The organism is Kitasatospora sp. NPDC048722, from assembly GCF_040650235.1.
In the GTDB taxonomy this organism is placed as follows: Bacteria; Actinomycetota; Actinomycetes; order Streptomycetales; family Streptomycetaceae; genus Kitasatospora.
The window spans coordinates 107,108-119,268 of the sequence record NZ_JBEZGX010000017.1; the positions used below are offsets into that span (position 1 = coordinate 107,108).

9 protein-coding genes are annotated in these 12,161 nt (G+C 70.6%); 5 read left to right on the forward strand and 4 right to left on the reverse strand.

The window, feature by feature from the left end; genetic code table 11:
• Nucleotides 1-55 precede the first annotated feature (55 nt).
• The gene (locus AB0C76_RS15435) at nt 56-595 is read right to left on the reverse strand and encodes an NUDIX hydrolase (RefSeq protein ID WP_359964691.1); all 540 of its coding nucleotides are present in this window, start codon (nt 593-595) and stop codon (nt 56-58) included.
• 197 nt (nt 596-792) lie between these two features.
• Between AB0C76_RS15435 and AB0C76_RS15440 the strand changes: the two genes are divergently transcribed.
• Nucleotides 793-1,980: a helix-turn-helix domain-containing protein gene (locus tag AB0C76_RS15440; RefSeq protein WP_359964693.1), complete on the forward strand. Its 1,188-nt coding sequence runs from the start codon at nt 793-795 to the stop codon at nt 1,978-1,980.
• A gap of 137 nt (nt 1,981-2,117) precedes the next feature.
• On the opposite strand, the gene AB0C76_RS15445 is transcribed toward AB0C76_RS15440, so the two are convergent.
• Both AB0C76_RS15445 and AB0C76_RS15450 read right to left on the reverse strand, forming a co-directional pair.
• A complete protein-coding gene (locus AB0C76_RS15445; RefSeq protein WP_359964694.1) occupies nt 2,118-2,918 on the reverse strand; it encodes a hypothetical protein in 801 nt (266 codons plus the stop codon).
• Entirely contained in the window at nt 2,915-3,847 is a 933-nt protein-coding gene (locus AB0C76_RS15450; protein WP_359964696.1) for a hypothetical protein, read from the reverse strand. Before AB0C76_RS15450 ends, AB0C76_RS15445 begins: the two co-directional genes overlap by 4 nt.
• Before the next feature lie 121 nt (nt 3,848-3,968).
• Between AB0C76_RS15450 and AB0C76_RS15455 the strand changes: the two genes are divergently transcribed.
• The 4 genes from AB0C76_RS15455 (at nt 3,969) to AB0C76_RS15470 (ending at nt 11,473) form a co-directional block, all read left to right on the forward strand.
• Nucleotides 3,969-4,382 carry a transposase gene (locus tag AB0C76_RS15455; protein ID WP_359964748.1) on the forward strand — a complete coding sequence of 138 codons (414 nt, stop codon included), beginning with the start codon at nt 3,969-3,971 and terminating at the stop codon, nt 4,380-4,382.
• Between the two features lie 353 nt (nt 4,383-4,735).
• A complete protein-coding gene (locus tag AB0C76_RS15460) occupies nt 4,736-5,419 on the forward strand; it encodes a hypothetical protein (RefSeq protein ID WP_359964697.1) in 684 nt (227 codons plus the stop codon).
• Nucleotides 5,420-6,706: 1,287 nt separating this feature from the next.
• A complete protein-coding gene (locus AB0C76_RS15465) occupies nt 6,707-7,024 on the forward strand; it encodes a hypothetical protein (RefSeq protein WP_359964699.1) in 318 nt (105 codons plus the stop codon).
• A gap of 276 nt (nt 7,025-7,300) precedes the next feature.
• Complete coding sequence (locus AB0C76_RS15470; protein WP_359964701.1) at nt 7,301-11,473, forward strand: hypothetical protein; 4,173 nt, start codon at nt 7,301-7,303, stop codon at nt 11,471-11,473.
• Nucleotides 11,474-11,773: 300 nt separating this feature from the next.
• Here the strand turns inward: AB0C76_RS15470 and AB0C76_RS15475 are convergent, their stop codons facing one another.
• The gene (locus AB0C76_RS15475; protein WP_359964703.1) at nt 11,774-12,160 is read right to left on the reverse strand and encodes a hypothetical protein; all 387 of its coding nucleotides are present in this window, start codon (nt 12,158-12,160) and stop codon (nt 11,774-11,776) included.
• Nucleotide 12,161 lies beyond the last annotated feature (1 nt).

Below are 12,161 nucleotides of genomic sequence, written 5' to 3' on the forward strand. Positions count from 1 at the left end.
GAATGGCGGGTGGGCGTTGGTGTCGTTGCCCCGGCCCCGTGCCGCTTGCCTCCGGCTAGAGGAGCTGGAGGTGGTCGAGGGCGAGGTAGGCCGCGGCGGTGTCGGTCATTGCGCCCTGGCGGAGCACGCGGGTGCGGAACTCGTCCAGGGTGAGGATGACGACCTCGATGAACTCGGTGCGTTCCGGCTGGGGTTCGGCGACCAGCAGACAGTCGGTGGCGAGGAACGCGGTGCGCCGGACGTTGGAGTAGGCGTCGAGCCAGTAGGAGCCGACCTCGGTGGCGGTGCCCTGGTAGCCAGTCTCTTCGAGCAGTTCCCGGGCGATGGCGGCCGCGGCCTGTTCGCCGGGCTCGATGAAGCCGCCGGGGAGTTCGTGCAGTACGCGGTCGGGGCCGGGCCGGTACTGGCGGGCCAGGATGACGTGCTGATCGGGGGTGAGAGCGAGCACAGCGCCGGCCGGGCGCTCGCGCTTGAGGTAGAACTCCTCCTTCTGGCCGTCGGGCATCTCGAAGTGGACCTGGTCGACGGCGCGGCCGAACTTCTCGAAGGCGGTGGTGCGTTGGATCTCGCGCCACGGCGCGGTGGTGTCGGTCATGCGAGGACTGTACGGGCCCGGGTCGGTGCGAGGCCGGGCTTTCGACGAGCTCCGTCGGGCGGTGCCAGGTTGCGGGTGGGGCATCTCCAGGAGACCACCTGATCGGGTGACGGAGGGAGGGCATTTCGGTGGGCAGTCCACAGCCCGGCCGATACGCTGGATCCTCGCCCTGCAGCGGAGTTGGGGGGTGGAACACCGTGACGAACGCGCTGTTCAAGACCGCGCGGATCGCACTGCGACTGACACAGCGCCAGGTTGCCGAGCGGGTTCGGGCCCGCGTCGAAGCCGCGACCGGACGGGATTCGGCGTTTGACGCCGGCTACGTCTCGCGCCTAGAACGGGGCCGCATCACATGGCCGCACGAGCCCTACCGGACGGCCCTCTGCCAGGTCCTGGGAGTGGGCTCACCAGCCGACCTGGGCCTGGCGCCCAAGCTCCACTCCGATGAGGTGAGTGACTCGCTCCGCCGAGACGTACTGACGGCCGCCATGGCGGCCCTGCTGCCCCCCGGCCCCACGCCATCGCGCCTGCGCGCGGGCGACGTCACCAAGATCACCCAGCGAACGGCCCTGCTGGAGCGCGCGGACCGACGAGAGGGGGGACAAGCGGTCCACGACCTCGCGCTGCGCGAACTCCGCGACGCGGTCGACCTCACCGAAGCCTCGACCACCCCGGACGTACGCACCGCGCTGCTCGGCGCGATCACCCGCCTGGCCAACCTCACCGCCTGGGCCTCCTTCGACGCCGGCCGGTACAGCCAGGCCCGCCCGCTGTTCTGCCTCGGTCTGGCCACCGCCCGGGAGTTCGGCGACGCCGGACTGCTATGCCACGTGGCAACCAACGCGGCCCGACAGGAGGTTCATCTGCGTCGCTCCGCCGAGGCGTTGAAACTGACGGACCAGGTGGGCGGGCGCCTACCCGCGGCGGCGCGCGCGATGCTCGCCGCGGTCCGCGCTCAGGCCTACGCCGTGAACGGCGACGAGCGGCAGGTGGCACGGCACCTGCTGGCCGCCGAACGCACCTACGGGCGCGTCAGCGATCTGGCCTCGGGACCGGTTTGGACGAAGTCCATCACTGCGGCCAAGATCAGCAGCGATGGCGGCTTCGCACTCTACCTACTGGGCACCGCCGCCGGCCGCTACGACCCCCAGGTCGTCGCCGACCTGCGCCGCGCGGCCGAGGCCGACACAGCCCAGGTCCGGGTACGGGCGATGGCGACCACCCGGCTGGCCACCGTGCTCTACCGGCAGGGCGAATGCGCCGAAGCGGACCACCACGCGGCGCGGGCCGCCGAGCTCGCCCAAGCCGTCGGCTCCGCCCGGCTGGCTTCCGCCCTCACCGAGCTGCGCGCCGCCGCTGGAACCCCCACTGGCGGCCACGGCTGACCAGCGGGTTCGCTCATTGCGGCCGGAAGGCCCGGAGAAGCATGGGGGAGCCGGTCAGGTCGCACCGTCAGGTCCCGTTGCGTTGGCTGGCGCTTCGCCCGCCGGCGAGAGCAGGCCCTGCGCCGGCCGGCCGCAGGTCAGCTGACGACGGCACCGGACTCACGGTGGCGCCAGCCCGGACGTAGGCCGTGCCGGCGTCCGAGCCCCGACAGCCAGCCCGTCTCGAGGAGCAGCCTGACGGCCTCATGGTGCTCGGGCTCCATCCGCTCCGGGTCGCGGTGGGGAAAGTGCGCGTTGCGCAGTTCCCTCCAGGTCGGCCCGTGCCGGTGCGCGGCGCGGTACTCGGCCACCCAGTGCGCGAGTTGCGGGCCCCGGTCCTCGACCAGCGCGGCGGCCCGGACCCTCACCTGAGAAGCGGGGAACAGCGGAGTGGCCGCGGCGTGGACGGGAGGCTGAACCGGGGCGAAGGGCGCCGCGCCCGCACCGAGGACCACCCGGACACGACCGTCCGCGAACACCGGAGGACCGTTGAGCCACCACATCCGGTGCAGGCCCGCCACCGCGCTCTCCACCTCCGCGCTGTCGGCGCTGCCGAGGAGAAGGAGCAGTTCCTCGGCCGAGGCCTCGGCCCAGTGCAGCACATCGCTGTGCGCCAGGAGGTGAATGGCGACCAGCCGGGAGGACGACGTCGCACCGGCCAGCGGCGCGGAGACCAGAAGCCGGTGCAGCCACGACGCGATGTGGTCGGCCGAGGCACGCCCGATGTCCAGGGCCTCGGTTCGCACCGCCATGGACGGAACGGCCACGAACTCGGGATCCGCACCGGTGGCCGCGGCCAGGGCCTGCGGGTCCAGGCGCAGCCAGCCGGCCGCCGCCAGCTGCCGCAGGCATTCCGCGGCGCCCGGGACCGGGATGCTGCTGATCCGGCGTTGGGTCATCGCCAGCTCCCCGGCCCACAGCGCCCGGGTGGCGAACCACAGTGCCGCAAGCCGCCCGTCCGCGCCGAGATCGGGCGCGGTACGGGCGACGGTGGCCAGGACCGCCTGGAGTACGGCGGCCTGCCGGCCGGTGAGCGACGATCGGCCGGGAAAGGCGGGCTGCCGAGGGGCGGGAAGGGAAGTGCCCCGGTCGGGGTGATCGCACAGCCGGCAGTCCCGTGCGCGCTCGGCGTCCCCGTTCGGTACCGGCACCTGCGCGCGGCCCCGCCCGGTCCCCTTGCCGGGGCGGTCCTGCGCAGGCCGGGCAGGCGCCCGGCCCCGCCGGTGGGGACGAGTTCGTTCCGCAGGTGATACAGGAGCCGGCCGTCGCCGCTCTGGTGGCCGGAGACAAGCCGGGTCGCCACCAGGGCCGCCACCGCTGCGTCCGCTGCCGCACGATCCAGCAGGCAGGCGGCGGCCATGTCCCCGAGTCCGGCCTCGCCACGGTCCCCAGGCCCCGCATGAGCGGTGAGATAGGCGGCGGCCAGCCGGACCTCAGCAGGCAGGTGCCCCAGCCGCCTGCACCCGAGCACCCGCTGCGCCAGGCCGGACATGCGGGAGCGCAGCTTCTCGGGCACGCCGACGGGCCGCAGCCCGCCGTCGGCACTGGCGCGGAGGCGGAACTCCACCGCGCGGCTCGGATCGCCGTCCAGCAACTCGTCACGGGGGCCGTACATCCACCCGGCGGCCAGCAGACCGTCGAGCGCCCCGGCCGGGTCGGCCAGTGCGAGCAGACCGGTCAGGTCCCGCGAGGTCAGGTTCACCCGTCCCGCCCGATCGCCCTGCCCGGCGGCCCGGCACACACAGACCAAGGCCAGCAGCCGCTGCTCCGCCGTCGTGCCGACGCGTTGGTCGGCCAGGTAGCGCCACGCCTGCCGCAGCGCGGACACGTGCGCGGCCGGCTCCCCGGTGCCGCCAGTGCCTTCCGGTACCGCGGTGGGTCGAGCGGCCGAACCGCCAGCCGGTGGGGCCGGGTTGCCGGCCGCACGGGCGCCGGCCGACGCGCGCTCGGTGGTCCGGGGCGCGCCCGCCTGGTACACCGGGCGCAAGGGTGAACGCCGCAGCCTGTCCGAGCGCGACTACATCGGGCTGATAGACGGGGTCCATCAGCTGGTCAAGGCGCCGATCGTGCTGGTGTGGGACCGGCTGAACACCCACGTCTCCCACGCGATGCGCGACCTGATCGACGCGCGGGACTGGCTGACGGTGTTCGTGCTGCCCGCCTACGCACCCGAGCTGAACGCGGTCGAGTACCTGTGGGCCCACGTCAAACGAAGTCTCGCGAACCTCGCCAGTGTCGCCCTCGACCGGCTCGAAACCCTCGTCCGCAACCGCCTCAAGCGACTGCAGTACCGCTCCGACATCCTCGACGGCTTCCTCAGCGGGACCGGACTCTCCCTCGACCTCCCACCGCCATCACCTTGAAGCGCCGAGGTCAGTAAGGGAATTGGCACCAAGCAGGGCGTCCGCGCTAGCGTTGCGTATGCAACGTGTGATGCCCCGGCCACAGTTGGCCGTCAGGCGGCAGACGGCGAAAGGAGTGCGACGTGAGGCAGGACGCAACCGGCACTGCGGGGGCGGCGGTGTTCACGCTGGGGGAGCTCCTGGCGGACGTCTCCACGGGAGATGCGGCGCTTCCCCGAGCGTGGGAGAGCCGGTGGGGGCCGCAGGATGACTGGAACCCGCCGCCCTCTTCTGCTTCCGCGCTACTGGGTACGGCCGTCCCACACTGCGCGGTACTCGCACTGGCCGGGGCGCTGTCCGCGTCCGCCGGCGGCATGGACGCCGAACTGCGGGTCGAAGCAGTGGGTCCAACAGAGGTTCTGATGGCCTATCAGGAGCGCCGCTTCGGCCTCGGACTGGCCGACGGCGCCTGTACGGAACTGTGCCGGAACCCGGGCTGTGAAGGAGCGATCCTGGACGAAGAAATCCCCTTCTGCAAAACGCACTTGTACGCCCTGGACCTGTACTCACTGGTTAAGGTCGCAGGGTCCTGGGCCTGGACGTTCCACGCCCCGGGCGAACCCGAGCACAGCAGCGTGGGCCGGCACGCCAGCGAGTTGATGAAAGCCGCTGTCGCAGCGGCGGCAGGGGCCATGGTGGCCGAGGCGATCGTGACTGCGGCCTTCGACGACCCCGGCTCGATGGAGGAGCAGGACGTACCCGCCGCGTACGGGGACATCCTGCGCACCCGCCATGCCATGGACCGTGAGCGACTGCGGCTGTGGGAGACGGGCCGGAGGGAGGCATGGCGGCTCCGCGAAGCAGCGGACGGCTGTGCGGCATGTCACCGAGCCCTGGGATGGGTCGACGACGGCTTCGACGCTGGTGCCTACCCGGCATTCCGTCCCGGGTACTGTTCCTCGGCCTGCGATCCGCTGCCGGCGGCGCGGGAGCGCTACCGGTCAGCAGAGGCGGACCATTCGGCACGGGCGCAACTGTGCGAAGACATTCCTTTCTGAATCGGAACAGCAGTGGCTGCCGCGGGTGCCGTGACCGACGGGCTTCCCACGCACCGGCGTCGCCCGCCCCGTCGCCCGCCTTGAAGTGGCCCGGGCAGCCTGACCGGAGGTCTCCCCAAGGGGCACAGCGCCGGCCGCCCCAAGAGTGCAGGCATTCCTCCGCCACGATGGGCGGGGCCGGTTCGACAGCACCCTGCTGCGCCCCTCCCCTGGGTCTGCCGCACTCTCACCGCTGTCGTGGCGGTCTCGTTGTGCCGCCCCCTTCCGCCGCTAGGCACTGATCGCGGCCAAGCCCGACCATCCCGGGATCACCACGGCGTTCGACGTCGATGAGCGCCAGGACGGCGCGCACCGCCGCCTGTTCCTGGTCCTGGAACTGCTGCGCGGACGCGATCTGCAGCAGTTGACGGCGGACCGGCCGAACGGCCTGCCGATCCATCAGGTCATCGGCTGGACCGCCTCTCCTCCCTCGGAGCGCGCGATCACCGGTGCAATCATGGGACGGTGGAATCGAGCGGGATGTCTCAGGCGGTTTCGAGGCCGGTGTTGCCTCAGGGAGCGGTCAGTCGACGCACTCCCGGTATTCCGGGCCGCCTGCTTGCTTCTCTTCCGGTGGTGGGCCTGGAGATACGACCAGCTGGACACGACAGGGCAAGCCGAAGCCGACCGAAGAATCCGCACTGGACCGCCCGGCGCCAAACCATCTACGGCGACCGGAAGATGAAGGGCGCTCGTGACTGACCGGCTTTGTCGACGGTTGGCCGTCTCGCGGCGGCTGTAGTGCTTGGGCCTGGCGCGAGTGGGGGCCAGGATCAGGCCGGCGTCTCGGATGAACCGTCGCTTGATGGGGTGAATCCCGCTGGGCAGAACCGATTCGGTGCCTCGCCTGGCTCGTACGGTAGTCCAGGCGGGCCTCTCTCAGAGCGGCGTGAGCATTCAACTGGCTCGTCCACGCCCGCGCCAGGTGCAAGTTGCCAGTGCGGAACGATGGCACGATCGAGAGGATCGTCATGGAAGACATCGCCACCAGCTCCATCAGTGATGCACTCGACCTGGCCGACACGGTGCACTGGACCCAGCAGCCGCCGCAATCCGACTACAAACGCTTGCGCTTCCTGGCCGCGTACCACGGTGACCTGGCTGCTGCGGCAGCCCATCTGCCGTCTGCCACCGAGCCCTACCTGAAGAAGCTCATCGAACAACGACGTTCTGCTCCCAAGGACTTGAACCGCGAGATCGCCGTAGAGATCGCCCGTCGGTGGCAGCTCGACGTCCGCCGCGCGGCTCATGAGCGCATCATCGCTCAGGGGGAGAGGATCACCGTCCGCCTTCCGAGCCTGGCTCGGATACGACGCGCCAACGGTTCCGGAAGGGGACGGACGCCACCGTCTGGGCCGCCAACACCTCTTCCCGCACGACACCGCGCTGCTCCTCGAAGCGCGCGATCGCAAGGAGGACGACGCCGTCCTGCAGGACATCATCGGCGCTGGAATCGGCGAGGTCTACTTCCGAGTCTCACGGGACAGCCGCCAGAAGATCTACTTCTGCAACATCGACTTCGTCGAGTTCGCCTACGACAACGCTCCTGCCAGCGTTCCCACCTGACCCCCAGCGCCCCCGGACCGTCACGTCAAAGTCCATCATCTGCAAGGCGCTTCCACAGCAAGTCCATCACCGTGCAGGGCAAGCCAGGATTGCGGCCGCCGCCACGACAGGTCGGGCCGCGGCGCCCACCACCTGTTCGGCCCCGGCGACGTAGGCGGCGCGACCCCGCCAGGGTGCCCCGCGCTCCAACAGGCGATGCTGTCGGTAGCGGGATTTATGGTGGGCCTGGTGCAGATCCATGCGGGTGGATCAGCACTATGACACGGGAGGGACATCATGGACCGGCTGTCGATACCGTGGAAGCGCCGGGCCTACCCGCTCGGCCAGCCCCCTGAGTCGGACCGCGACGGCTGGCCGATGGTGTCCGCCTACGCCGGCTCGGCCGTCGGGAAGCCGCTGGCACAGGAACGTGCGACGCCGTTCCTGGCAATTCTCGGCGAACGCGGCGCGGGCAAGTCCTTCGCCCTGCAACAGGAACACGACGAGCTGAAGAACGCAGGCCACCCGGTGGCATGGCTCGACCTCAAGCGGTGCGGCGAAGCAGCCCTCGCCCGCGCGAACCTGAGCCGGGCGCTGCGCCCTCCCGCCGCCGGCGGCGAATGGCACGTCTTCCTCGACGGCCTGGACGAGGGCCTTGATGACCTTCCAGTCCTGGACCAGCTGATCACCGCCCACCTGGAGGACCTGGACGCGGCGCACCGCTCCGTCCTGAGACTGCGGATCAGCTGCCGCACCGCGCGCTGGCCGACACCGCTGGAGGAGGACCTGCGGCGCGTCTTCCACCAGGACCACGTGAAGATCATGGCCCTGGCCCCGCTGACCCGTGACGACGTCGCACTGGCCGCCCGGATCGTGGGCGTGCAGGACACCACCGCACTCACCGCTCTCCTCGAGCAGCGCGGACTGGTCGCCCTGGCCACACAGCCGGTGACACTGCGCCCGCTGCTGATCCGCTACGCGGAAGGCAAAAGCCTGCCGGCCACGGCCGAACAGGCCTACCTTCAGGCATGTCTGCACCTGTGCGCCGAGAACCGCCGCCCGAAGAACCCGCTCCTGCTGCAGGCCCAGGCATCCCCAGGGCACCTCCTGGCCGTGGCCGCCCGAATCGCCGCCGCCATGCAATTCGGCCGGTACAAGAGGCTGTCCGACGTCCCAGAGCGTTCCGACGATCCTACTGACCTGCACCTCTCCTACCTGGACAGCGGCGACGAACCCGGCTACCTCACCGGCAGCGTCCAATGCACCGTGCGAGAACTGCGACAGGTGTGCGAATCGAGCCTGCTGGCCCCGGTCGGCGACCTGAGGTGGGTCTTCGCCCACCACAGCTACCAGGAGTTCCTCGCCGCCCACTTCCTGCGGACCCGCGGCATGGACCCGGTGTCCCAACGCGAGCTCCTGTGGATAGGCGACGGGCAGGCCCGGCACGTCGTCACCGCCCACCAGGAGGTGGCAGCCTGGCTCAGCACCAGCGACACCACCGCGTTCGACGACCTCCTGCGGGATGACCCGCAGGTCCTCCTGCTCGCCGACCTCCCCACCCGCCCCGACCAGGACCGATCCCGCACCGTCGACGCCCTGCTCCGGCGCCTCGAGCAGGACGACACCCAGGTGCTCCAGCACACGCTGCTGTACCGCCTGGACCACCCGCAGCTGCCCGACCAACTGCGCCCCCACCTGCACCCGTCAACCGAGGTGAATCTGCTCTACGGGGCAGCCAGCATCGCCCGCGCCTGCCGCCGCCCCGAGCTCGCGACCCAACTCCTCGACCTTGCACAGGACGGCGCCGTTCACGTGGAGGTCCGGGTCGCGGCTGTGGCCGGCGTCGCCACCACGGCCACCGACGAGATCGAGCGGATCCGTGAACTCTCCAAGGACCCCTCCCCGGAAGTCGCCGCCGCGGCGCTGAGCCAGCTCTGGCCCGACCACATCACCCTGCCCGACTTCCTCGACCGGGTCCGGGACCCGAACCCCGGCTACATCGGAACGGCGTACCTGCTGCGCCGCGAGGTCCCCGAGCAGCTCGGTCCTACGGAGATCGGCGAGGCTGTCGCCTGGGCCTGCCGGACACTTGGCGATGCCCAATCACCGGGAAGCCCGGCACTGGCCACCGCCGTTCTCGCGCGCGCCGTCACACTCGCGGACCAGGCCACCGCGGCGAAAGCACTCCTGGCGGATGTCGGCGAAGCACTGGTCGCCCTCGCTGCACGGACTGACCTGCTGCACAGCTCCCAGGCCCACAGTGCCCGGCAAGATCTGGTCACAGCCCTCGAGGACGCGCCTCATGCACGTCGTTCCCTGGCCCTGCACCTGTTCAGGAACGCGACCAACAGACAGTTCTTCAACCTGCTCAGCGGCCTCCCGCACGGCTCGTTCCTGCCTTCCACCGACGCCCTGTACTGGATGACCCACTGGAACCTGCTGTCGCACGTTCCGGCAGACCTGGCCCGCAGCGCGGTGGCGTTCCCTGCACCCCAGGATGCGGGAGACCTGGCCCGGGCACAGGAGGCCCGGGCCGCCCACCCCTCGCTGCGCGAGGCCACGGCCTTCTGGGACCAGCCGACGCCCGAGCAGCCATGGGAGCGCGAGCACCGCGAACGCGAGGAACTCCAGCGCCGGCACAACACCTTCGACGAGAGCGACCTGCGCGCAGCGATCGCAGCCGTTCACACGGCCGCGCCCGACACGCTCCGCAGCGCGTGGCTGCAGGTCGTCTGGCAACTGCATCGCACCGCCGACGGATCACCCGCCCCTGGGCGGGAGTCCCTACTTCTTCTCGCGGAAAACGCCCCCTCACGTCCACCGGCCGGCTCCGACCTTGCACGTCTGCTGGAACAGGCGGCCCTGCATGTGCTGGCCACAGCGCCGGCCCTGCACGCCGACGACCTCACCCCCCACGGAGCCTTCGACGTGAACCGCGCCCCCGAGCTCACAGCGCTCGCCGTCGCCACCGACCTGACCATGCTGAACGCCGAACCCGGCCAGTGGGCCGGCTGGGCTCTCGCCCTCGCCTCCACCGAGGACACCGACACGCAAGAACTGAGACGCCGTCTCCTGCCTTTGTGCGTCCAGCGCGCCGGCAACCGGCTTCCCAACCTGCTCACCCAGGCACTCGACGGCGCCCATGACTACACGGTGCGGGTGACGGCCCGCGCGTTCGCCGCCCGGCCGGAGTGCGGCGCAGGGCCCGCACTGCGCACGTGGGCCAGCCGGCCAGGACGCGACCCTGAGCAGTGGCAGGCCGTCCTCGCAGAACTGGCCACCACCGGGGACACCGAGGCCCGCAGACAGCTGGCCGCAGCACTCGACCTCGACCCCAGCGACTACGCGCAGGACTCACCCGAGCGCCGGCGGTGGCTGCTGGCAGCCCGGACCCTCCTCCACGGCCACGACGACGATCCCACGCTATGGCCCACCATCCGCTGCCGTCTCGACGACCCGGCCATCCTCGCGGACCTCCTTCGCGCCTTCGCCGCCAGCCCCGTGCTTCCCGGGACCTGGCCCCCGGCCATCGGCCGGCTCCCAGAGAATGACCTCGCCGACCTCTACACCCTCCTGGTCGAAAAGGTGGGCGTCAGCGACCTACCACCCCCACGTACCGGAATCCTGAGCGAGCGGGACAACATCGCCGACCTGATCCGCTCACTACCCGACGTCCTCGCCTCCAGGGCCACACTGCAGGCCGCCGCCCAACTCCACGCCCTGGCACACAAACACCCCCAGATCTGGCAGCTGCGCAGACAGGCCCGCGCCACCGCCCTCGCCGCCGCAGCGGCCCAGGCCGAACCCGTCAGCGTCGAACAGCTCTTTCGGCTCGCAGACGACGCCCGGCTGCGCCGGATCGCCGATGCACGACAGCTCCTCGACGTCGTCGTCGAGTCGCTCGGCCGCTTCGAGCAGGCCCTGCACCGCCCAAACGGCCTGATCGTTTCGCTCTGGAACCGTAACCGCGCTGCGGTGAACCACAGCAACTGGTGGCCCTGCTGGGAGGAGGACTTCAGCGATGTCGTCGCTACATTCCTCCTGCACGACATCGGCGGCCACCGCGTCGTCATCAACCGGGAGGTCCAGCTCTGTCGTCCTGGCTTCCCAGGACGGCGCACCGACATTCAGATCGAGGCCCCGGCGCCAGAAGGCAGCGGGCAGGAGCCCATCAAGGTCGTCATCGAATGCAAGGGATGCTGGAACCCGTCCCTGAACACCGCGCTCGCCAGACAACTCGTCGACGGCTACCTCCAGACTCCCTCAACAGCCGGGGTGCTCCTGACGGCCTACTTCGACTGCGGCCGCTGGGGCCGTGACAAGCGCGACCAGCGTCGCTGCCCGGCCCATGGACACAGCCTCGACGAGGTCAGGGCCCACCAGGAGCAGCAGGCCCAGGAGCAGAGCCGCGTGCGGGGCCTTCCCGTCGCCGCCGTGACCCTCGACTGCCGTTTGCCCGACGCCACATGAGAAGCACGGCCCTGCGGCCATGGCACTGTGCCGTCGGGGAGCACCGTGCGCACGGTGCTCCCCGGAAGAGCAGCGCTGCTGGCCCTTGTACAGGGTGCCCCGGCACGGCGGCCGACCTGGCGGTACGACGGCGGGTCCCAGGCAGCCGGCTCTGATGCATTCTGATCGCCTGGTTGATCAGCCCGAGATTCTCTTGGCGGTCCGCTGGGTGGATCTTCAGACTGATCAGGATGTGCCGGTACCGCTTCACCTCGCTCTCCTTGCTGGCATAGGTCGCGCCAGCGCCGAAAGAGAGGATCATCAGGGAACGAGGGGATCTCCCGGCTGAGCTCGATTGCGTGCAGGCGGCCCCGGAAGCCGGCAGGGCAGGTCGTTGTCGACGATGATGACCTGCGAGGGACAGACGAGGGTGGTGCCCTGCCGCACGGCGGTGATGTGGTCGAGGAAGTGGGTGTAGAAGCGGCTTGTGAGCTGCTGGTCGTCGTCGCGGTAACTGACGTTTTTGCGTAGGGAGTCGATGACGAGCAGCGTCGGCGGGTCGGTGGCGCCGGTGACGAGCGCGTGACTGGTGAACGCCATGCGGTAGGCGACGTTCAGCACGGTCCGCACGCCGTGCCCGACGTTGGTCAAAGACCAGCGCCGCACCCCGCTGCGGTCCTGATGCAGGATCTGTAACTCCCGTGCCATG